Raw genomic sequence first — 22,385 nt, forward strand, 5'->3', positions numbered from 1 at the left:
CTGTCACAACAACAATAAGATCGGGGGATCAGCATGGCCAATCAACGACAGTATCCACGTACACCGATGCGCTGCCGGATCAAGATCAGTCATCCGGATATCGGTGAGGTGTTCGGCTTTACCCGCGACCTGTCGGATGGCGGGGTGTTTGTGGAAAACCCGGATCTCGGCGGGCTGGCTTCCGGCACCGAGGTGCAGGGCCAGGTGCAGGACATGCCGATCGAGGCGCCGGTACTGCGCATGCGCGTCCAGCGCGCGATTCCCGGCCAGGGTGCCGGCCTGCAGTTTCTCGACGAGGACGAGTAGTTCCGCCGGCCTCAGTTTCTCCAGAACATCGGCGTCAGTATCACCAGCAGGGTGAACACTTCCAGGCGTCCGAGCAGCATGGCGAAGCTCAGCAGCCACTTCACGCCGTCCTGCAGATCACCGTAGTGAGCAGCCACCTGGCCCAGGCCGGGGCCGAGGTTGTTGATGCAGGCGGCCAGTGCCGAGAAGGCCGTGACGAAATCCAGGCCGGTGCCGAGCAGCAGCAGGAACAGCACGGCGAAGGCGAAGATATAGACCGCGCAGAAGCCCCACACCGCTTCCACCACCCGATCCGGCACCGGCCGGTTGCCCAGCTTGACCGGAAAGATGCCCTGCGGATGCAGCAGGCGCTTGGTTTCCCGCGCGCCCTGCTTGTACAGCAGCACCACCCGGATCACTTTCATGCCGCCACCGGTGGAGCCGGCCGAGGCACCGATAAAGCTCAGGTAGATCAGCAGGAACGGCAGCAGGGTTGGCCAGGCCGAGAAATCGGTGATACCAAAGCCGGTGGTGGTGGCGATTGACACAGTCTGGAAGGCGGCGTAGCGAATGCTGGTCCAGACATCGTGGTACTGGTAATGGATCAGCACCACGCAGCAGACAATAAAGGCGGCAGCGAGAATCAGGATGTAGGCCCGGCACTCCGGATCCTGCCAGTAGTTGCGGATGCTGCGCTGGCGCCAGGCGAGAAAATGCAGGGCGAAGTTGATCCCGGAAATGATCATGAACAGGATGCAGATCGATTCGATCAGCGCGCTGTCGTAATAGCCGATACTGGCATCGTGGGTGGAGAAGCCGCCAATCGCCACCGTCGAGAAGCTGTGGCCGATCGCATCGAAGGGTTCCATGCCGGCCAGCCAGTAGGCCAGCGCACAGGCAGCGGTGAGGCTGGCATAGATGTACCAGAGCACCTTGGCGGTTTCGGCGATGCGCGGGGTCAGCTTGTTTTCCTTCAGCGGGCCGGGCATCTCCGCGCGGTACAGCTGCATGCCGCCGACGCCGAGCATCGGCAGGATCGCCACCGCCAGTACGATGATCCCCATGCCGCCAAACCACTGCAGCTGCTGGCGGTAGAACAGCAGGGCGCGCGGCAGGGTATCCAGCCCGGTAATCACCGTGGCGCCGGTAGTGGTGAGGCCGGAGAAGGATTCAAATACCGAATCGGCCACGCTCAGGTTGGGCATGTCCAGCAGATACAGGGGGATCGCGCCGAACAGCCCGAGAACCAGCCAGAACAGAACGGTAATCAGGTAGCCGTCGCGGGTGCGCAGCTCGCGGCGCTGCCCTCGCACCGGCAGCCACATAAGAAAGCCCACCAGCAGGGTAATCAGAAACGCGATCAGGAAGGCTTCGCGCGCCTGTTCCGCGTAATACAGGCCAACACCGGCGGCCGGCAGCATGGTGGTGGAGAACAGCATCAGCAGGATGCCGATGATGCGCTGTATCTGTGGATACTGCATGGGTTGCTTGTCGCCGCCTCAGAAGAAGGTAAGACCGACCGAGAACAGCCGCTCGACATCGCGGATGTGCTTCTTGTCGATCACGAACAGGATGACATGGTCCTCGGCGCGGATCACCGTGCTGTCGTGGGCAATCAGCACTTCCTCGTCACGCACGATGGCGCCAATGGTGGTGCCTGGCGGCAGTTTGATCTCGCGGATCGAGCGATCCACCACCTTGGAGGAGCGCTGGTCGCCATGTGCAATGGCCTCGATGGCCTCGGCGGCACCCCGGCGCAATGAGTAGACGTTGACGATATCGCCGCGTCGCACATGGGTCAGCAGGGTACCGATGGTGGCCTGCGAGGGCGAGATGGCAATATCGATCTCGCCGCCCTGCACCAGATCGACATAGGCCGGATTGTTGATCAGCGCCATCACCTTGCGTGCGCCCAGCCGCTTGGCCAGCATCGATGACATGATGTTGGCCTCGTCGTCATTGGTTACTGCACAGAAAATGTCGACATCCTCGATGTTCTCCTCGATCAGCAGTTCCTTGTCCGAGGCGCTGCCATGCAGCACCACAGTGCGGTCGAGGTTTTCTGCCAGATGGTCGGCGCGCGCCCGGTTCATCTCGATCAGCTTGACCTGATAGCGGCTTTCGATGGCCTCGGCCAGACGCTCACCGATATTGCCACCGCCGGCAATAACGATGCGCTTGTTGTTCTGTTCGAGCTTGCGCAGTTCACTCATCACCGCACGGATATCCTGGGTGGCGGCGATAAAGAACACCTCGTCGTCGACCTCGATGATGGTGTCACCCTGCGGCAGGATCGGCCGGTTCTTGCGGAAGATCGCAGCGACCCGGGTATCCACGCCGGGCATGTGCTGGCGTAAAAAGCGCAGCTCCTGACCGACCAGTGGACCGCCGTAATAGGCACGAACCGCCACCAGCTGCACCTTGCCATCGGCAAAATCCAGTACCTGCAGGGCACCGGGGTGTTCAATCAGGCGCTTGATGTAGTTGGTAACCACCTGCTCGGGGCTGATCAGTACGTCGATCGGTACCGCATCGTTGTGGAACAGCCCGCCGCGTGACAGGTAGGCGGATTCGCGAACCCGGGCGATCTTGGTCGGAGTGCGAAACAGCGTATAGGCGACCTGGCAGGCGATCATGTTGGTTTCGTCGCTGCTGGTCACCGCGATCAGCATGTCGGCATCGTCGGCGCCTGCCTGGCGCAGTACCGTCGGGAAGGAACCCTTGCCATGCACGGTGCGGATATCCAGACGGTCACCCAGCTCGCGCAGGCGTCGGCTATCGGTGTCCACCACGGTGATGTCGTTGGCCTCGCTGGCCAGTTGTGCGGCAACGCTGCTGCCCACCTGCCCGGCCCCGAGAATGATGATTTTCATGCACTGGTCTCCAATGGGCTCAGTCTAGCTGTTGTCGGCAGCGCTGCTGCTGATTTTGGTCAAGCTGGCGAGATAGAAACCGTCGTGACCCTGCTCCTGCGGCAGCAACTGCCGGCCCAACGGGCCGGGAATGCCGGCTGGTGTCTGGGTTTCCTGCAAACGTGCGTCGGCATGCCGCGCCAGGAAGGCGGCTATCTGCAGGCTGTTTTCCTCCGGCAGCACCGAGCAGGTGGCATACACCAGCACGCCGCCCGCCTCCAGGGTCTGCCACAGTGCATCCAGCAGCTCGGCCTGCAGTGCCACAAGCGCCGGAATGTCCTCGGCGCGGCGGGTCAGCTTGATCTCCGGGTGCCGGCGAATCACCCCGGTGGCGCTGCAGGGGGCGTCCAGCAGGATACGCTGGAACGGCTGGCCGTCCCACCAGGCGTCGAGCTGGCGGCCATCGGCGGCCAGCAGGGTGGCCGCCAGCCCCAGGCGTTGCAGGTTTTCTTCTACCCGCTGCAGGCGCGACGGCTGCAGATCCAGTGCCAGCAGTTCGCCCAGCTGCGGCTGCAGCTCCAGCAGGTGGCAGGTTTTGCCGCCGGGCGCACAGCAGGCATCCAGCACCCGCTGGCCGGGTTGCACGTCGAGCAGCGGTGCGGCCAGTTGTGCGGCCTCATCCTGCACGCTGACCAGACCCTCGGCAAAGCCGGGCAGCTGTTGCACGTCACAGGGGCTGTCAAGGGTGATGCCGACCGGGCTGAAGCGGCAGGCACGGGCAGCAATCCCGGCATCGGCCAGTTGCTGCAGGTAGCAGTCACGGTCGGTTTTCAGCGCGTTGCAGCGCAGGGTCAGTGGCGGGTGCTGGTTGTTGGCGACACAGATCGCTTCCCAGTCTGTCGGCCAGTCGGCCTTCAGTTGCTTTTGCAACCAGCGCGGATGTGACAGCCGAATCACCGGGTCATGCTCCAGCGCCGGCAGCCGCTCGGCGGCCTCGCGCTGGGCGCGCCGCAGCACGGCATTCAGCAGGCCGCCGGCCCAGGGTTTCTTCAGCGCCTTGGCGGCACCTACGGTTTCACTGATAGCGGCATGCGACGGGATGCGGGTGTACAGCAACTGGTACAGGCCAACCAGCAGCAGTGCCTGCACCTCGCGTTCGGCGGCCTTCAGCGGTTTTTCCAGCAGCGCATTGGCCAGCCCCTCAAGGCGCTGGAACCAGCGGGCGGTACCGAAGGCCAGATCGCGGGTCAGTGGCTGGTCGCGCGGCTCCACCTTTGCCAGCTGGGTCGGCAGACTGGTGCCCAGTGAGGCCTTGCCGGCCATTACTGCGGCCAGCGCGCGGGCTGCTGCCAGACGCGGGTTCATGCGCCGTTGTCCAGGCGCATGCCGGTGGCGAACTGATCGCGGCGGGCGTTGTACAGATCGCTGAAGGCCAGCGGCTTGCCACCCGGCAGCTGCAGGCGGGTCAGGCGCAAGGCGCGGTCACCACAGGCGACCAGCAGGCCGTCGCGGCTGCAGTTGAGTATTTGCCCCGGTTGCCCCTGCCCTTCGGCACACTCGGCGGCCCAGATTTTCAATGCCTGACCCTGCCACTGCGCATGCGCCAGCGGCCAGGGATTGAAGGCGCGGATGCGCCGTTCCAGTTCGCTGGCCGGGCGCTGCCATTCGATCGCAGCATCGGCCTTGCTCAGCTTGTGCGCGTAGCAGGCCAGCGCATCATCCTGCACTTCACCGGCAAGACTGCCGGCGGCCAGTCCGCGGATCGCCTCGAGCACTGCCGGCGGGCCGATCTGCGCCAGCCGGTCGTGCAGTGAGCCTCCGGTGTCCGTGGTGCTGATCGGGGTACGGGTTTTCAGCAACATCGGGCCGGTATCCAGGCCGGCTTCCATCTGCATCACGGTGACCCCGGTTTCCGGGTCACCGGCCTCAATGGCGCGCTGGATGGGTGCCGCGCCACGCCAGCGTGGCAGCAACGAGGCATGACTGTTGATACAGCCGAGTCGCGGAATATCCAGTACCGCCTGCGGCAGGATCAGCCCGTAGGCAACCACCACCAGCAGGTCGGGTTGCAATGCGGTCAATTCGGCCTGGGCCTCGGCGTCACGCAGGGAGACTGGCTGGCGTACCGGCAAGTCGTGTTGCAGGGCCAGCTGCTTGACCGCACTCATCGCCAGTTTCTGCCCGCGTCCGGCCGGGCGGTCGGGCTGGGTGTATACCGCCAGCGGTCGCAGGCCGGCTCCCAGCAGCGCCTGCAGGTGGGCGGCGGCGAACTCGGGGGTGCCGGCAAAAACAAGGCGCAGGTCTTCGACGTTCATCGGTATTCCCGTGGCGTAACAAAAAGGCTTGCCGCAGCAAGCCTTGGAAGTGGGAGGCGCATCTCAGGCATTGGCCTGCTGGCGATGGATCTTGTCCAGTTTCTTGCGGATGCGATCGCGCTTCAGATTGGACAGGTAATCAACGAACAGTTTGCCGTTGAGGTGATCGCACTCATGCTGGATACACACCGCCAGCAACCCCTCCAGATCGCGCTCGAAGGGCTGGCCGTCGCGCCCCAGCGCGCGCACCCGCACCCGTTCAGGACGGGTGACCGTTTCGTAGAAGCCGGGAACCGACAGGCAACCCTCCTGCATCTGCTCGAGGTCATCGGTGAGCGGCTGCAGTTCCGGGTTGATGAATACCAGCGGTTCACTCTTGTCTTCTGAAATGTCGATCACAATCACGCGTTCGTGTACATTCACCTGGGTTGCCGCCAGGCCGATGCCCGGCGCGTCGTACATGGTCTCGAACATGTCGTCGACCAGCCTGCGAATGCGCTCGTCCACTTCGGCCACCGGTTTGGCGATGGTGCGCAGGCGTGGATCGGGAAATTCGAGAATATTCAGAATGGCCATGTCGGTTTGCACTGCACCTGTGGATCAAATCCAAGTTGTGCTGCTAAGATGATGAGCAGCCTGGAATTACAAAGCGGGTCTGCTGTCGTGGCGCATGCCGTCAGACCTGAGACGCTGGCCTCTATAATAAAGGGATTCATGTCATGAGGAAAACACTAGTCGGCTTGCTGATGCTCTCCATGAGCATTTTTGCCCAAGCCCAGGACGCGGTATTCAAGGACAACCATCCGGAGCGTTACGAGGTGGTCAGGGGTGACACCCTCTGGGACATCGCCGGCAGGTTCCTCAGTCTGCCATGGAAGTGGCCGGAAATCTGGCATGCCAATCCGCAGATCGCCAACCCCCACCTGATCTATCCCGGCGACATCATCTCGCTGGTCTATATCGATGGGCAGCCACGCTTGACCGTCAACCGTGGCCAGGGTGGCACCATCCGCCTGTCGCCAACCGTACGCAGCACGCCGGTTGCCGAAGCCATCCCGACCATTCCGCTGGAAGCCATCAATGCTTTTCTGCGCGCAGGCCGTATCTTTGAATCCCCTGCCGAGCTGGAAGGTGCGCCCTACATCATTGGTGGTCAGGCCGAGAGCGTGATTGCCGGTGCCGGCAACCGTGTCTATGCCCGTGGCGAAGTGACTGACGATCAGAAAGTGTTTGCGGTATACCGCCGTGGCAAGAGCTACAGCGATCCGGTCACCGGGGAGTTCCTTGGTCTGCATGCCGATGAGATTGGTCAGTCCACCGTGGTGGCCCATGAGCGCGATATCGCTACGCTGGTGATCAACCGCTCCAATGAGGAAGTCCGGGTGGGTGACCGCCTGCTGGAAACCGAAGAGCGTGCAGTCAATTCGACCTTCTTCCCCAGTGATCCTGATCGCGAGATTGATGGCCTGATTCTCGATGTGCCGCGTGGCGTGAAGCAGATCGGCCAGTTCGATGTGGTGATCATCAACAAAGGTAGCCGCGACGGTCTGGTAGAGGGCAGCGTGCTGGCCATCTTCAAGGCTGGCGAGGTGGTGCGTGACCGCATTAGTAACGAGAGTGTGCGCCTGCCCGACGAGCGTGCCGGCCTGCTGATGGTGTTCCGTCCCTACGAACGCATGAGCTACGGCATCGTACTGAATGCCACCCGTCAGATGGCGGCCATGGATCGCGTACGCAATCCCTGAGCCTGTCCCTTTGCAAGGACCGACCGGCAGCCATGTGGCTGCCGGTTTCATTTCGCCGCCGCTGGCGGCCGATCAGGATGATCGATGCCTTTCTCTGCCACTTCGCAACGCCTTGAGCGACTGACCCTGAGCCTGCTGGATCCCGCGCAGCGGCGCCAGTTGGGTGCCCCTGCCGGCCTGTTCGCCACCAGCCTGCCATCGCTCTCAGACCTGCACCGCCAGGATCCGCCGCTGCAACAGCGTCTGCAGCAGACCCTCGATTGGCTGCGGGCAGATGATTGCCACCTGCTGCTGCCTGAGGACCCCGATTACCCATCTGCGCTGGCGGCGATTGCCGATCCACCGGCCCAGCTGTATGTGCAGGGCAATTTGCAATTGCTGCAGGACCCGCAACTGGCCATGGTTGGTACCCGGCATCCGACTCCACGGGGTGCGGCTACAGCTCGCGAGTTTGCCCGGGCTTTCAGTCAGGCCGGCTTGTGCATTACCAGCGGCATGGCGCTGGGGGTGGATGCGGCCTGCCATCAGGGCGCGCTGGATGTATCGGCGCCAACTGTGGCGGTGTGGGGCACCGGGTTGCTCAACTGCTACCCGCGCCGGCACCAGAAACTGGCCCGGCAGATTGTCGAGTGCGGCGGTGCGCTGGTCAGCGAGGTGCCCTTGCAGACGGCGGCGCATCCGGGGGTGTTTCCCCGCCGAAATCGGATTATCAGTGGTCTGAGTCTGGGTTGCCTGGTGGTCGAGGCGAGTCTCGACAGCGGTTCGTTGATCACTGCGCGGCTGGCGTTGGAGCAGAACCGTGAGGTCTTTGCCATGCCCGGGTCGATCCACAATCCGATGGCGCGTGGTTGCCACCAGTTGCTGCGTGAGGGGGCGCAACTGGTGGAGTGCGTGGCGGATGTGTTGCAGTGTCTGCGGCTGCCGTTGCAGCAGGCATTGCAGCAGGACAGCGCCCCTGCCCCGGCCGATCCGCTGCTGGCCTGGCTGGACTGCGCGCCGGTCAGCGCTGACTGGCTGAGTACCCGGAGTGGCCTGCCGATCGAGCAGGTGCTGCAGCGCTTGCTGCAACTCGAGCTGGACGGGCTGGTGCAGTCGCTGGCGGGTGGTTACTGCCGGCGCTGAGTGAATAGCATCGTTCAATCTTTGCGGGTAGCTCGATGGCCAAGGAGCGGTTCTGGACCGTGCCCAGCCAGGGATGGCTGGGCGCGAGCCTACAGGGACGTACTTGCGGCGTGTCCAGCACCGCCCCTTGGCCATCGAGCTTGCTCAGCTTTGGGTGTTTAGCCTCTCAGTGTTGCAACCGGTAACCACGACAGCGACAGTCGCTGACGGACTGGCTAAGATGGGCGCCGGTCCGGTCAAGTGCATGCGAGGAATCAGCAATGTTGCCCAGTTGGCGCGTGGTGCAAATCAAGCGGGTGGTGGCGGCTGGCGGGGTGATTGCCTACCCTACCGAAGCGGTCTGGGGGGTGGGTTGCAACCCCTGGGATGGTGCCGCAGTCGAGGCGCTGCTGGCGCTCAAGCAGCGTCCGGTGCACAAGGGTGTGATCCTGGTGGCGGCGTCCATCGAACAGTTCGATTTTCTCCTGCATGACCTGCCGGACGCCTGGCTGGCGCGCCTGCGGCTGACGTGGCCGGGGCCGAATACCTGGCTGGTACCGCACCAGGGCCGTTTGCCGGCATGGATTAGCGGTGAACACGATACGGTTGCCCTGCGGGTTACCGACCATCCACTGGTAGCCCAGCTGTGCCGGGCCTGCGGGCCGCTGGTCTCGACCTCGGCGAATCCGGCCGGACGACCGCCGGCACGCAACCGCTTGCGTATCGAGCAGTATTTCCATGGGCAGCTGGAGGCGATAGTGCCGGGCCGGTTGGGTGGGCGGCGCAATCCCAGTATCATTCGTGATCTGCGTACCGACCAGATCATCCGACCATCCTGAGAGGCTCCGTGAAAGCAGACCTGCCCAGCGCCACCGACGTGGCCGCCGTGAAAGACTACCTGATGGCCCTGCAGGAGCGCATTTGCACTGCGCTACAGGCCGCCGATGGCGGTGCCATCTTCAGTGCCGATGAATGGCAGCGTCCGGGCGGCGGCGGTGGCCGTTCGAGGATCATCGAGAACGGTGCGGTGCTGGAGAAGGGTGGCGTGGGTTTTTCCCATGTGTTTGGCGACAGCCTGCCGCCGTCTGCCAGTGCCCACCGTCCGGAGCTGGCCGGGCGCGGCTTTCAGGCGATGGGTGTGTCGCTGGTGATGCACCCGGATAATCCCTTTGTGCCGACCTCGCACGCCAATGTGCGCTTTTTCATAGCTGAAAAGGAAGACGCCGAGCCGGTCTGGTGGTTTGGTGGCGGTTTTGACCTGACTCCCTACTACGCCAGCCATGAGGACTGCGTGCACTGGCATCGGGTCGCCCGTGACGCCTGTGCGCCCTTTGGCGATGAGGTGTATCCACGCTTCAAGCGCTGGTGTGACGAGTATTTCTTTCTCAAGCACCGCAACGAGGCGCGCGGCATTGGCGGACTGTTCTTTGACGACCTGAACCAGTGGGGCTTTGCCCGCAGCTTCGAGTTCCTGCGCGCGGTTGGCGATGCCTATCTGCAGGCCTACCTGCCGATTATCGAACGGCGCCGGCACACGTCCTTTGACGAGCAACACAAGCGCTTCCAGGAATACCGCCGCGGCCGCTATGTGGAGTTCAATCTGGTCTGGGATCGCGGCACCCTGTTCGGTCTGCAGAGTGGCGGGCGTACCGAGTCGATCCTTATGTCGCTGCCGCCGACGGTACGCTGGGGCTATGACTGGCAGCCGCAGCCGGGCAGCGAGGAAGCGCGTCTGCTGGAAGAGTTCCTGCCGCCGCGCGACTGGCTGGCGGAGGCCAACTGATGGATCGCTATGCAGTCATCGGCAATCCGGTCGGCCACAGCAAGTCGCCCTTGATTCACCGGCTGTTTGCCGAACAGACCGGGCAGCAGATCAGCTACGAGGCACTGCTGGCGCCGCTGGATGATTTTGCCGGGACCCTGCACGGCTTTCTGCGCGACGGTCAGGGTGCCAATGTGACTGTGCCGTTCAAGGAGCAGGCCTGGGCGCTGGTTGACCAGCGCAGTGCTGAGGCCGAGGCCGCCGGTGCGGTGAATACCGTGATGCGGCTGGCGGATGGCCGCCTGTTCGGTGACAACACCGATGGCCGCGGGCTGCTGCAGGATCTGCAGGTGAACCAGCGGATCGCCCTGCGCGGCCTGCGCGTGCTGCTGCTGGGTGCCGGTGGCGCCGCACGCGGGGCGATTCGGCCATTGTTGCAGGCACAGCCGGCGCAGCTCTGCGTGGTCAACCGCACGGTGGCCAGGGCAGAACAGCTGGCCGCACAGTTTGTCGGGCAGGGGCCGATCAGTGCCGCCGGCTTTGACTGGATCGAGGAGCCGGTGGACCTGATCATCAATGCCACCTCCGCCAGCCTGGGCGGTGAGGTCCCGGGGATCTCGGCAAAGCTGATCGAGCCAGGCCACACCCTGTGTTACGACATGATGTACGGCCACGAGGCGACCGCCTTCAACCGCTGGGCGGCGGATCAGGGTGCGGCGCGCTGCATCGACGGGCTGGGCATGCTGATCGAGCAGGCCGCTGAGGCTTTTGCACTGTGGCGCGGGATAAGACCACAAACAGCGTCTATATTGCGTAAATTACGCACCAGCAGTGCGTAATGGCCAAGTGCTGGCTGACAGGTACTCTGATTGGCTGCATACTTTGACGGGTATCTTTCCAGTTCTTTCAACCGGTGATTATCGCATCCATGCCAGAACCGATTTCGACAGTCAAAGCCTCTGCAAGACGTCACAATCGTCACTGGCTGATTTTCTGGGTGGTGTTGCTGGGTGGTCTGCTGGTGGCTACCAGCATTGTCTATACGGTGTTCCGCCTGACCCAGAACAGTCAGCAGGCGCAGTTTGAAACCCGCGTTGCCTCGCATGCCAACAGCCTCAACCGCTATCTTGATCAGGCCTTTGGCGCCACCCGGCAACTGGCAGCGATAGTCCGTGAATCAGGCGGTGTGGTCGAGGACTTTGATGGCCTGGCCCAGGATATCGCCAATGAATATGGCAGCTTTGACCTGATTTCCCTGTCGCCTGGCGGCGTGCTGCAGTACGTTTGGCCGCGCCAGGTGTTTGCCGGGGTAATAGGCACTGATCACTTCAATAATCCGGTCCAGCGTGACGATGCCTACCTGGCACTGCACAACAAAAGCCTGACCGTTACCGGTCCCTTCTACCTGGAACGGGGTGATCGCGGCGCTTCGGCCCGGTTGCCCATATTTCTCAGCGACGAGCACGGGTACGAACGTTTTTGGGGATTTGCCAGCGTCATGCTCAGGCTCGATCTGCTGGCGGCACAACCGGAGTTGCGTGCCTTGCTGGAGGCTGGACATCAGTACCGCCTGTTGCGGCGCAATCCGCATAATGGCGGCCTGGATCTGATCGTAGAGTCAACGTCGCGTCCCTTTATTGCCACTTACCAGCGCACGCTGCAATTGCCCAACAATGAATGGCTGTTGCAGGTTGAGCGTCCGTCGCGTTTGGAGGGCCTGCCCGGGCTGCTGTTGATGGCCCTGCTGGCGCTGTTGTTCTGTGTGCTGGCAGCCAGCCTGGTCAGGGTGCTGCTGGTGGTGCGCGATAACCGTCGGGACCTGGAGCATCAGGTGATCGAGCGTACCCGGCAGATCAATGAGGCGCGCAATGACCTGATGAGTGTTATCAGCGCCATCCCCGACCTGTTGTTTGAGATGGACGAAGAGGGGCGATATCTGCAGTTCTTCTCCTTGCATGAAGATCGTCTGGAATTGCCCTTTGAGCAGCTGCAGGGGCGTTGTGTCAGCGAGGTCATGCCAGCCGATCAGGCCGCTCTGGTGCTGTCTGCATTGCGCGAAGCAGCACATGGAGGCCTGTCAATGGGACGGCAGTTCTCTATCGGTGAGCGCCGCTTCGAATTGTCGGTGGCGCGCAAGCCATCCCTTAACGATGGCCCGGCGCGACTGGTTGTTCTGTCCAGGGATATCACCGAGCGCATGCGTGCGGAATTGCAGGTACGCCAGTCGTTACAGCGTTATCGCAGCTTTATCGAGGCCAGCAATACCGGAGCCTGGGAGTTCGATATCGAGCGTAACCGACTGGATTGCAGCCCGGAATATTTTTATATGCTGGGCATGGACCCGCGAAATCTGTCCCTGCGTGCTCCAGCCGGCAGCCTTGATGTATGGACCGAGCTGATGCATCCCGATGACCGCGATATGGCCAAAGAATGCTTCCAGAGCTATGTGCGCGAACGCCCAGAGAGCCTTTACGAGATCAAGTTTCGCCTGCGGCATGTCGAGCGGGGATGGATCTGGATTCTGTCTCGCGGGCGATTGTTGTGTGACGCAGATGGTGGGACGACCGGTCGTATTGTCGGTACCCATATCGATATTGATGACTATGTTCGGGCTGATGAGCAGTTGCGTCTGACTGCACGCATCTTCGAGCAGAGCAATGAAGGCTACATGGTCACAAATGCTGACCAGCGTATCCTGATGGTTAACCCCGGATTCGAGCGGATTACCGGTTATAGCGCCGAGGAGGCTATTGGTCAGACACCGCGTATGCTTTCATCGGGGCGGCACGATGCAACCTTCTATCGGGACATGTGGGAAGCCCTGCAGCGTGACGGCCGCTGGCAGGGTGAAGTATGGAACCGCCGCAAGGATGGCAGTATCTATCCCGAGTGGCTGGTCATCAGCCAGGTGCTGGATACAGCCGGCATGCTGACCAATTATGTTGCCGTGATTACCGATATCAGTCAGCGCAAGCAGGCACAGGAGCAGATACACCGACTGGCCAATTATGATGCGCTGACCGGCCTGCCCAATCGGGTGCTGTTTGATGACCGGGCAACTCTGGCCCTGAGCATGGCGCAGCGGGGCGACCATTCGCTGGCCCTGCTGTTCCTCGACCTGGATAACTTCAAGAACATCAACGAATCCCTTGGCCATGCAACTGGCGATGCCTTGCTGGTGGCGTTTGCCAAGCGGTTGCAAGACCTGTTACGTGATGAGGATACCCTGTCACGTACCGGCGGCGACGAGTTCATTCTGTTGTTGCCTGATGCCGATGCGGATGTCGCAACGCATGTGGCTCAGCGCATTCTGGATGCTGTGGCCAGCCCGCTGCATGTGGAAGGCCACGAGCTGACCGTCACCGCATCCATCGGTATCGCCCTGTACCCCGAAGATGCCGAAGATCTGGCCGGTTTGCGCAGCAATGCCGACATCGCCATGTACCGCGCCAAGCAGCAGGGACGCAACAGCTTCAGTCTGTATACACCGGGCCTGCAGGCCTACTACCAGCGTGCCCTGCAGTTGGAGAATGCCTTGCGCCGGGCTCTTGAGCTGGGGCAGTTGAGTCTGCATTACCAGCCACAGCACGATCTGCACAGTGGCGCACTGGTGGGCGCTGAAGCACTGTTGCGCTGGCAGCATCCCGAATTTGGCCCGGTGTCCCCTGCGGAGTTCATTCCGCTGGCAGAAAACAGCGGCCTGATAGTGCCAATCGGTGACTGGGTGTTGTCAGAGGCGGTACGCCAGCTGGCCGAGTGGCGCGCGAGCGGTTGGGACTTGAGTGTGGCGGTCAACCTGTCGGGTGTGCAGTTTATGGATCTGGGCCTGGTTGAACGGATCCGGCAGTTGTTGCAACAGCATGGCGTGCCTGCATCAGCGCTGGAGCTTGAGCTGACGGAAACCATCACCATGCAGGATCCGGCACTGGCGGTGACGGTGATGGACAGTCTGCATGGTCTGGGGCTGAGTGTTGCCCTGGATGATTTTGGTACCGGCTACTCGTCCATGAGCTATCTTAAACGCTTCAAGCTGGACAAGTTGAAGATCGACCAGTCTTTCGTGCGTGAGATGCATCCGGGCAGCGATGATGCGGCGATAGTGCAGGCAACCATTGGGTTGGCACAGAGTCTTGGAATGCAGACCCTGGCTGAGGGCGTGGAGACAGAGCAGCAGCGGGACTTCCTGCGTGATTGTGGTTGCCAGTTGGCCCAGGGATATCTGCTCAGCCGGCCGCTGCCGGCTGAGGCGTTTGCCCGCTACTTGCAAGGTTGCGGCCAACCGATAGCGGCCGGCTGAATCCTGCTGCGACCAGAGGTCGCGGTGTTTGACGGCGTTATGCCATAACCGTTTGATATGGATCAAGGCGAGCATCAGGAGCCTGACTGATCCTGTCAGACATTCGGCGCCATCTTTCCGAACATGATTGGCGTCACTACCCGTTCCCACAGGTAATCACCATGAAAGCCCTGTTTGCCCCCGCCACGTTGCTGATGAATCGAATGATTTACCCGGTCAAGTTCGCCCTGCTTGGCGTGCTGGCGTTTATTGCCTTTGCCAGTTTGATGCTGGCGTTGGCCGGGCAGTTGAACAGCACAATCCAGCGGGCGGAAAGCCAGATGCGCGGCGGCGAGCTGATGCACCCGGTGGCGCGCATGATCGAGCTGACCCAGCAGCATCGCGGACTGTCGTCCATGGTGCTGGGCGGCAATCAGGACGCCAGCGGACGTCGTGCTGAGCGCGAAGCCGAAGTGCAGCGTGCGCTGGAACGGGTAGCGTCAGAGCTGGACGAGACGCAACGTAACAGCAATCTGTGGCGGCAGATTGGCAGTGAGTGGTCGTCCTTGCGTGCCAATGGCATGCAGGCCAGCCGTAGTGAGAACTTTGCCCGGCATACCGCACTGATTGGTGTGATGCTGCACTGGCAGGGCGAGCTGTCCGATCAATACGGACTGAGCTTTGCACCCGAGGCAGGCAGTTTTTACCTGATGAATGCGGCGGTGAACCGGCTGCCGATGATGCTTGAGTATTTTGGCCAGTTGCGCGCTCGCGGGTCTGGCGTATTGGCCCAGGGGGCGCTGGATACCGAGGCGCGACTGGCGCTTGCGGTGCTGAACGAAGAAATTGGCAGAGGCTTGCGGCTGGTCGAGCGCGATCTGCTCAAGGTGGCCGCGGTGCGGCCGGAATTGGCGACAGCCCTGAACAGTGCCGTACGTGAAATGCACGCCAAGGCTCGCGAGGTTGATCAGGTAGTGCAGGCCATAGTGATGCAGGACAATCTGCGGGTAATGCCGGCCCAGCAGTTTTTCGAACTGACCACTGCAGGCATCGCCATCGGTTACAGCCAGGTCTATGAAGTGCTGCTGCCAACGCTGGATACGCTGCTGCAACAGCGACGTGACGAGGCGCGCAACACCTTGCACCTGAACATTCTGGTGCTCGGTGTCGCGTTACTGATCATCGGCTATTTGTCAGTTGGAGCCTACCTGTCGGTAATGGGCAGCATTCGCAGCTTGCGACATGGCAGCCAGCAGCTGGCTGCCGGTGATTTACGCACGCATATCAATCTTGATGCCAGTGACGAGTTGCGTTACGTCGCTAGCAGTTTCAATGAAATGGCCGACAGCATGCGCGGCCTGATTGGCAGCATCAAGCACAACGCCTTCCAGGTGGCCGACTCGGCAGGCGATCTGGCCGCCGCCTCGGGGCAGATTCACGTTTCCTCCCAGCGCCAGACCGATGCGGCGTCCAGCATGGCCGCTGCGGTTGAGCAGATGACCGTGGGTATCGAACATATCGCCCGCAGTGCCAACGAAGCCGATGGGCTGGCGCGGCATTCTGGCGAGCTGTCCGATCGTGGTGGCCAGATCGTTGCCGCGGTGGTCGAGCAGATCAGCGAGATTGCCGCCGAATCACAGCGTTCGGCACGTACTATCGAAGAGCTTGGTGAGCGTTCATCACAGATCTCGGCAATTGTTGATGTAATCGGCGATATTGCTGCGCAAACCAATCTGCTGGCATTGAATGCCGCGATTGAAGCGGCGCGCGCCGGTGAGGCGGGCCGTGGCTTTGCGGTGGTGGCTGACGAGGTGCGCAAGCTGGCCGAGCGCACCGCCAACTCAACACGCGAAATCACCGATATGGTTGGCCTGATTCTGGAAGGCTCGCAGCAGGCGGTGACGCGCATGGAGCAAGGTGTCGAGCGGGTCAATCAGGGTGTTGAGCGCGCCCGTGAAGCGGGTGATGCCATGCAATTGATTCGTGACGGCGCGGAAAAGGTGCTGAGTACAGTGGCGGAAATTTCCCACGCACTCAGTGAGCAAAGCACCGCCTCAAACGAAATTGCCCAGCAAGTCGAGACCATCGCCAATATGGCCCGTGAAAACGGCGATGCGGTGGGCGCCAACCACCAGACCGCCAATCGTCTGGGTGAGCTGGCAGATACCTTGCAGCAGAAGATCAGCCACTTCACAACAGACTGAGTCTGCAGCTGTTCCATAGATCCAGACCCGGCGAATGCCGGGTCTTTTCGTTTTGCCACTTGATTTTGATCAAGGTAATGGCGGAAAGCCGTCAATAGACTGGGCTGCGCTTTAGTAAAAACACCATATTTGACGCTTATTCTCAGGCTTTATCTGGTAGAGGGTGTCTTGAGGAGTCAGTCGTGCGCAATAACCAGCCCGTGACCCAGCGCGAACAACCGGTTCCGCTGCAAGCCAATATCCTCTCTATCACTGATCCTCGAGGCTGGATCAACCATATCAACGATGAGTTCACCGCCATCAGTGGCTACCGGCAGGAAGAACTGCTGGGGCAGCCACATAATCTGATCCGTCATCCGGATATGCCGCGTGTTGCCTTCGAGGCCATGTGGCAGCAGCTCAAGGCAGGCAATTCCTGGCTGGGCGCGGTGAAGAACCGCTGCAAGAATGGTGATCACTACTGGGTAAAGGCCTACGCGATCCCTATTCTGGATGAACAGGGCAAGGTCATCGAGTATCAGTCGGTACGTACCGGGCTCGAAGAGGGCGCGCGTCAACGGGCCGAAAAACTCTACTCACAGTTGCGCCAGAACGAGCCGGACAAGGGGCCGGTTAGCGTACCGCAGCTGCGCCGTCGTCCCGGGCTGGCGCTGCAGCTGGGCCTACTCAGCAGTCTGCTGCTGATTGGCCAGTGGCTGTTGTTCGCACTGACCGACTGGAGTGCCAGCGCATTGGCCGGATTATTGGTGCTGCTGGGCAGTGTGTTGCTCGCGGCAGCCGGTTGCTGGTGGTTGATACGGCCGCTAAGGACTGTTATCGGCCGGGCGCGGCAGGTGGTGAACGACCCTCTGGCCGAGCTGATTTTTACCGGGCGGCTGGATGATGTGGGCAGTCTGCATCTGGCACAGATACAGCAGGCGGCGGAACTGGATGCGGTGGTAAAGCGGTTGTCGGGGGTGATTCAGGGGCTTCACGATAATGCTGAACAAGGTTTGGAACAGGGCCGCCAAGCCTGTCAGGCAGTCGATCAGCAGGCCGGTGAAACCTGCACCATAGCAGCCGCCAGTGAGCAAACCTCAATGACTGCCAGTGAAGTGGCACGTAATGCCATGAGCATGCTCGAGCGCGTGCGACTGGCCCATGAGGATGTTGGTAACGGCCAGCAGTTGATTGGTTCCAGCCGACAGGCAATGCAGCTGTTGTCCAGTGAACTGCAGGCGGCAGCAGACACAATCAATCAGCTGGAGCAGGCCAGCCACCAGGTTGGTGAGGCGCTGCAGGTGATTGCCGCGATCACTGAACAGACCAACCTGCTGGCGCTCAATGCATCCATTGAAGCGGCGAGGGCCGGTGAAGCGGGGCGCGGGTTCGCTGTGGTCGCTGATGAGGTACGTAATTTGGCGCTGCGCACCCGTGATTCAACCGAGCAGATCAGCAGCATCATCGGTCGCTTTGTCAGTACAGTAAGTGCTGCCACCGAAGCCATGCAGCGCTGTCGTGAACATGCCGGGCATACCGAGCAGCGTTCAGGCCAGACAAACGGTATGCTGGAACAGTTGGTCAGCCATATCGGTGAGATCCGGCTGCTGTGTGACAGTACAGCGGTTGCAGCTGAACAGCAGCAAAAGGCCTCGTCCGAGATTACCGAAAAGATTGCCCGTATCCAGCAACTGGGCGACAGCGCCAGTGCGGTGGTGCGGCATACCGAAAGTGGTTTGCTTCACCTGCAGGGCGAAATCAGCCGCATGGCCGGACTGACCGGGCGTCTGCGTCAGCGCAGCGGTTTGCTGGCAGCCTGTCTGAATACTGTGGTGCGTTGACGGAGCAACAGTCCCTAGATCCCACCGAGCAAACGCTCAAGCTGGGCAGTCTCGTCTGTGCTGTGTGGCATGCCCGCCTCTATCGCGGCGAGGCGCATCATCAGCTGCCCTTTACCGGGGGTGCCGCGTGGGGTCATGAACAGGGCGCCGATCAGTTGCCGCAGAGGTGCCGGAATGGCTTTGCGGATTTTGATCTGGTTGCCGTATTCGCCGGCAGATTGCTGCAGGGCCTGCTCAATGTCTTCGAGGGTGCAATGCTGGCCTAGTCGCCGAAAGTTCTGCACGGCGCACAAGAGTGACAGCTCGCCAAGGCGGCTCAGGCTGACCGCACTGCACAAGGGCTGCGGGTTGATGCTGTGGCGGGTAGCCAGCAGGCTGAGGATTCGCTGCATTTCCAGCTGCTGGGCTTGCCAGCGATCGGCCAGTGCGCGCAGGTCGTCATCCTGCAGCTGTGGCGAGGTACGCAGCAGCCGTTCGAGCAGCTCGTTCGCAACGTCGCCACCCAGCTGTGCCAGCGCCTCGGCGACGGACAGGCAGGGGTTGGCGAGATTGTTTTCGCGCTCTGAATTGGCGGTAGCCAGCAGATTGGCTGCGAAAGCGGGTTGCAGGTTGGCGCACTCGAGCAGTTGGGCGCCAGACAGCGGCAGCTCTTCAGGGCTGGGGAAGGGAGCCAGTACAGGCAGGTACAGCTGTTGGCGCAAACGTTCGGCCAGGTAGTCAGACAGGCCGCCCTCTATCACCGGTGCGGGGGCGTCGGTGTGTGCCGGAGACAGTTGCTGCAGGCGCTCAATCAGGTTGTCCAGGCTGAAGGGCTTGGCGATAAATCCGGTAATGCCGGCCTTGCGCGCTTGCAGTACCAGCTCGCGCGAGGTCAGTGCAGTGGTCAGAATGCGCTGGCTGGCCGGGCGCAGTCGGGCCTGGGTGGCAATCGCCTCAAGACCACTGCCATCCGGTAAATTGAGATCAGCGATCAGCAGGTCGGGTGGTTGCTGCTTGATTCGGTTCAGCCCGCGCCGCAAGTCCTGGGTGTGCTCGATCTGTGCACCTGGCCACAACCCGGCTACTACCTGGGTCAGCAGCTGGGCAATCCAGGGATCATCTTCTATCAGCAGTACATTCTGCATCAGCGCTGCTCCAGGATTACCCGGTTACGGCCGGCATGTTTGGCGGCATACAGCTGCTGATCAGCACGCTCAAGCAGCTCCGTGGCGTCCCAGTCGGGCGCTGCACAACAGGCGATGCCGGCACTGAAACTGCACTGGAAGGTGCCCTCGGGGCCGCTGAACAGGAGCTGGGAAAAGGACTGGCGAATGTCGTCAATAACGGTTGCGGCATCGTTTGCTGCACAATTGGGCAGCAAGGCGACAAATTCCTCGCCGCCGTACCGACCAATGCGATCCAGCTTGCGCAAGCGTTGGCGCAGCAGGTTGGCGAGTCCGCGAATTACGTTATCGCCGGCGGCATGGCCATAGGTATCGTTGACCCTTTTGAAGTGGTCAATGTCGAGCATGATCAGACTCAGCGGCTGTTGCTGGCGCAGGGCACGTTCGCATTCCAGGCCTATTTGTTCCTTGATGTCGGCGTGCTTGAGCAGCCCGGTCAGGCTGTCGCGTGAGAGTGCCTGGCTGATTGACCTGGCACGCTGGACGCGCGCGGTGACTGAGGTCAGCAGGCGCTGGTCGGAGATCGGCTTGCTGATAAAGTCATCGCCGGCCTGCAACAGTGCGGCCAGTTGCCGGGTGCTGTCGGACTCTGCCGAGAGGTAGATGACTGGCACCCGTAGCCAGCTGTCGTGCAGACGGATCAGGCGGGCCAGCTCTGCGCCATTGACTGAGGGCATATTGATATCCATCAGCACCACGTCCGGCTGAAAACGGTGCATGGTATGCAGCAGCAGGGTCGGGTCCTGCAGGTGCTCGCAACGCATCCCGGCGGCGCTTAATACCGTAAGGTAGCGGGTAGCCAGTTGCTCGTCATCATCCACTACCAGTACCCGTGCTGGACTCTGCTGATGGCTGTTAAGGCTGTTTTCCAGGCGATTTTCCAGAGCGGTGAGGTCTACCGGTTTGCTGAAGAAGCCGCTGGCTCCGGCACGCACCGCCAGCAGCTGTAACTCAAAGCTGTTGTCACTGCTGATTGCCAGCAGTGGTAGCGGCTGCGTCGGTTGCTGTTGTGCCAACTGTTGCAGGGTCGCTCTGGCGTCCGGTAACGGATCAAGATCAATAATCAGCGCGTCGTAGTCGGGCTGCTGATCGTCTCCGGCAACCGGGATTTGCTCTGCCAAATGGACCTGGTAACCGAAGCTGCCGAGGGTGTTGCCAATCTGTGCGCTTAGTGCGTTGTTCGGAACCAGCAGGGCGATCCTATGGCTGGCGGCAGACATGACCGACCCGGGTAGCTCAGGTGTTTTGGGGGTTGCCGGTTGATCGGACTGCGTACTGTCCAGCAAGCGCTGCATATGGCCGATGCCGTATTTCAGGTGCTTGTGCAGCAGCGAAAGGTTGTCCTGCTCGCGACATTGCAGTTCAAGCGTGCGTGCCTGTTCGCCCAGTTCGGCGTGCCCAAAGGTGCCTGCCGACCCGGCAATCTTGTGCAGGCGCTGCTCCAGTTGCTGGCGCAACCTGTCGCTCAGTGGCTCATTTAGCAGCTGCAACAGCTCGGGAAGCTCGTGGGCCAGCTGCTGGCGATAGCCGGCGCCGAGCGCAGCCAGTTGTTGCTGCAGTTCAGTCTTGTTGATCATGCGTATTTCCTGCCTTGCTTGCGGGGCCGGCCAGCGGTAACTCGAACCAGAAGCATGACCCCGTGCCGGCCTCTGAATCAACACCGATGATGCCGTTCATTCGTTCGATCAGATCCCGGCAAATGGATAAGCCCAGACCGCTGCCGCCGCGCTGGCGGGCGTCAGAGCTGTCGATCTGGGAAAATGTCCTGAACAGCAGGTGCTGTTGCTGCGGGTCTATGCCGATGCCGTGATCGGTCACACTGACCCGAATCATGTTGTGTCCCAGGACAGAGCGCAGCTGAACCTCGCCACCGCTGTGGGAAAACTTGGCGGCATTCGATAACAGGTTGGCCAGCACTTGCAGTAACCGCTGGCTGTCGACCAGTACCTCGGCGTCGTCGAGCTGCTCAGCGACTAGCCGTACCGCGAAGTTGTCGGCATAGGGCTGGTTGAGCTGCAGGGCACCCTCCAGCAGTGGCCGCAGTCGTTGGGGTTGCAGGCTCAGCTGCAGCTTGCCGGATTGCAGACGGTCAAGATCCAGCAGATCGTTGATCAGCATGACCAGGTTCTGCCCGTTATTTCGGGCAATCTGCAGCAGGTTCTGAACCGCCGGTTCAAAGGAGCCCAGCGCCCCGCCGGCCAGCAGGCCGATGGCGCCGTTGATGGCTGTCAGGGGGGTGCGAAGCTCGTGGCTGACGGTGGATATGAAGCGTGCCTTGGCCTGTTGGGCTTCGTAGGCTTCGGTGATGTCTGTGGTGGTGCCGCTTATGCTGACAGGGCGGCCTTTGTCGTTGCGGGCGGTGATCTGTCCGCGATCCTCGACCCAGACCCAGTGCCCGTCACGGTGTCGCAGACGATAGCGCGCTTCGTGGTAGTTCTTTTCTCCTTCAAGGTGCTGGCGCAGTTTTTCAAGACCCTGCTGCATACCCTCTGGCTCGGCCAATGCCGCCCATCGCTCTAGCAGCCTGTTGAAATTCGCCTACGGCCTGTCTGACTTTGCCGTGTAAGGTTTACGATATCGGCTCCAATCTGCCGGGAACCCCGATTTCCATGCGTGGCGCCGATATCACTCAGGAATCCTTGTTCACTGTCGCCAAGCTCGATGACTTCGTGCCAGCGACTCACCCACTGCGCGCCATCCGCAAGCTGGCAGACACCGCTCTGCAGCGGATGAGCGCCCTGTTCGACACCTTGTATGCCGACACCGGCCGCGCCTCGATCGCCCCCGAGAAGCTGATGCGGGCGCAGTTGCTGCAGTTGTTCTACTCGCTGCGCAGCGAGCGGATGCTGATGGAGCAGCTGG

At 61.5% G+C, this 22,385-nt stretch carries 18 protein-coding genes; 10 read left to right on the forward strand and 8 right to left on the reverse strand.

Annotated features, from left to right (window positions below; genetic code table 11):
• The first annotated feature begins 33 nt into the window (after positions 1 to 33).
• A complete protein-coding gene (locus tag BMZ23_RS07115) occupies positions 34 to 306 on the forward strand; it encodes a PilZ domain-containing protein (protein WP_093474666.1) in 273 nt (90 codons plus the stop codon).
• An 11-nt stretch (positions 307 to 317) separates the two neighbouring features.
• Here BMZ23_RS07115 and BMZ23_RS07120 read toward each other — a convergent pair whose 3' ends face one another.
• The 5 genes from BMZ23_RS07120 to def all read right to left on the reverse strand — a co-directional run bounded on the left by BMZ23_RS07120 (position 318) and on the right by def (position 6,028).
• The gene (locus tag BMZ23_RS07120) at positions 318 to 1,766 is read right to left on the reverse strand and encodes a TrkH family potassium uptake protein (protein ID WP_093474669.1); all 1,449 of its coding nucleotides are present in this window, start codon (positions 1,764 to 1,766) and stop codon (positions 318 to 320) included.
• Between the two features lie 18 nt (positions 1,767 to 1,784).
• Positions 1,785 to 3,158: a Trk system potassium transporter TrkA gene (gene trkA, locus BMZ23_RS07125; RefSeq protein WP_093474672.1), complete on the reverse strand. Its 1,374-nt coding sequence runs from the start codon at positions 3,156 to 3,158 to the stop codon at positions 1,785 to 1,787.
• 24 nt (positions 3,159 to 3,182) lie between these two features.
• Positions 3,183 to 4,502 carry a 16S rRNA (cytosine(967)-C(5))-methyltransferase RsmB gene (gene rsmB, locus BMZ23_RS07130; protein WP_093474677.1) on the reverse strand — a complete coding sequence of 440 codons (1,320 nt, stop codon included), beginning with the start codon at positions 4,500 to 4,502 and terminating at the stop codon, positions 3,183 to 3,185.
• Positions 4,499 to 5,452, reverse strand: a complete 954-nt coding sequence (gene fmt, locus BMZ23_RS07135) for a methionyl-tRNA formyltransferase (protein WP_093474680.1) — start codon at positions 5,450 to 5,452, stop codon at positions 4,499 to 4,501. Before fmt ends, rsmB begins: the two co-directional genes overlap by 4 nt.
• Positions 5,453 to 5,515: 63 nt before the next feature.
• The gene (gene def / locus BMZ23_RS07140; RefSeq protein ID WP_093474683.1) at positions 5,516 to 6,028 is read right to left on the reverse strand and encodes a peptide deformylase; all 513 of its coding nucleotides are present in this window, start codon (positions 6,026 to 6,028) and stop codon (positions 5,516 to 5,518) included.
• Positions 6,029 to 6,171: 143 nt separating this feature from the next.
• Here def and BMZ23_RS07145 point away from each other — a divergent pair, with 143 nt between their 5' ends.
• From BMZ23_RS07145 to BMZ23_RS07180, 8 genes are all read left to right on the forward strand, one after another.
• Entirely contained in the window at positions 6,172 to 7,197 is a 1,026-nt protein-coding gene (locus BMZ23_RS07145) for a LysM peptidoglycan-binding domain-containing protein (protein WP_093474686.1), read from the forward strand.
• 84 nt (positions 7,198 to 7,281) lie between these two features.
• Positions 7,282 to 8,319 carry a DNA-processing protein DprA gene (gene dprA, locus BMZ23_RS07150; protein ID WP_093474689.1) on the forward strand — a complete coding sequence of 346 codons (1,038 nt, stop codon included), beginning with the start codon at positions 7,282 to 7,284 and terminating at the stop codon, positions 8,317 to 8,319.
• A gap of 260 nt (positions 8,320 to 8,579) precedes the next feature.
• Entirely contained in the window at positions 8,580 to 9,137 is a 558-nt protein-coding gene (gene tsaC, locus BMZ23_RS07155; RefSeq protein ID WP_093474692.1) for an L-threonylcarbamoyladenylate synthase type 1 TsaC, read from the forward strand.
• A 38-nt stretch (positions 9,138 to 9,175) separates the two neighbouring features.
• Positions 9,176 to 10,081, forward strand: coding sequence for an oxygen-dependent coproporphyrinogen oxidase (gene hemF, locus BMZ23_RS07160; protein WP_425431669.1), 906 nt, complete (start codon positions 9,176 to 9,178; stop codon positions 10,079 to 10,081).
• Positions 10,081 to 10,899, forward strand: coding sequence for a shikimate dehydrogenase (gene aroE, locus BMZ23_RS07165; protein WP_093474695.1), 819 nt, complete (start codon positions 10,081 to 10,083; stop codon positions 10,897 to 10,899). The genes hemF and aroE overlap by 1 nt, the downstream gene beginning before the upstream one ends.
• 89 nt (positions 10,900 to 10,988) lie before the next feature.
• Positions 10,989 to 14,357 (forward strand): bifunctional diguanylate cyclase/phosphodiesterase, encoded by a 3,369-nt coding sequence (locus tag BMZ23_RS07170; RefSeq protein ID WP_093474698.1) that lies wholly within the window; start codon positions 10,989 to 10,991, stop codon positions 14,355 to 14,357.
• 161 nt (positions 14,358 to 14,518) lie between these two features.
• A complete protein-coding gene (locus tag BMZ23_RS07175; RefSeq protein ID WP_093474701.1) occupies positions 14,519 to 16,540 on the forward strand; it encodes a methyl-accepting chemotaxis protein in 2,022 nt (673 codons plus the stop codon).
• A gap of 182 nt (positions 16,541 to 16,722) precedes the next feature.
• Complete coding sequence (locus tag BMZ23_RS07180) at positions 16,723 to 18,360, forward strand: methyl-accepting chemotaxis protein (protein WP_093474704.1); 1,638 nt, start codon at positions 16,723 to 16,725, stop codon at positions 18,358 to 18,360.
• 14 nt (positions 18,361 to 18,374) lie between these two features.
• On the opposite strand, the gene BMZ23_RS07185 is transcribed toward BMZ23_RS07180, so the two are convergent.
• The 3 genes from BMZ23_RS07185 to BMZ23_RS07195 are packed head-to-tail and all read right to left on the reverse strand — an operon-like array spanning position 18,375 to position 22,046.
• Entirely contained in the window at positions 18,375 to 19,484 is a 1,110-nt protein-coding gene (locus BMZ23_RS07185; RefSeq protein WP_093474707.1) for a response regulator, read from the reverse strand.
• Positions 19,484 to 21,100: a diguanylate cyclase gene (locus BMZ23_RS07190; protein ID WP_093474710.1), complete on the reverse strand. Its 1,617-nt coding sequence runs from the start codon at positions 21,098 to 21,100 to the stop codon at positions 19,484 to 19,486. Before BMZ23_RS07190 ends, BMZ23_RS07185 begins: the two co-directional genes overlap by 1 nt.
• Entirely contained in the window at positions 21,084 to 22,046 is a 963-nt protein-coding gene (locus tag BMZ23_RS07195; RefSeq protein WP_281242310.1) for a sensor histidine kinase, read from the reverse strand. Before BMZ23_RS07195 ends, BMZ23_RS07190 begins: the two co-directional genes overlap by 17 nt.
• Positions 22,047 to 22,132: 86 nt before the next feature.
• Here BMZ23_RS07195 and BMZ23_RS07200 point away from each other — a divergent pair.
• Positions 22,133 to 22,385 (forward strand): transposase (locus BMZ23_RS07200; RefSeq protein WP_177197240.1); only part of this gene is annotated, 253 nt, incomplete at its 3' end.

The sequence above is a fragment of the Halopseudomonas yangmingensis genome, assembly GCF_900114825.1.
Classification (GTDB): Bacteria; Pseudomonadota; Gammaproteobacteria; order Pseudomonadales; family Pseudomonadaceae; genus Halopseudomonas; species Halopseudomonas yangmingensis.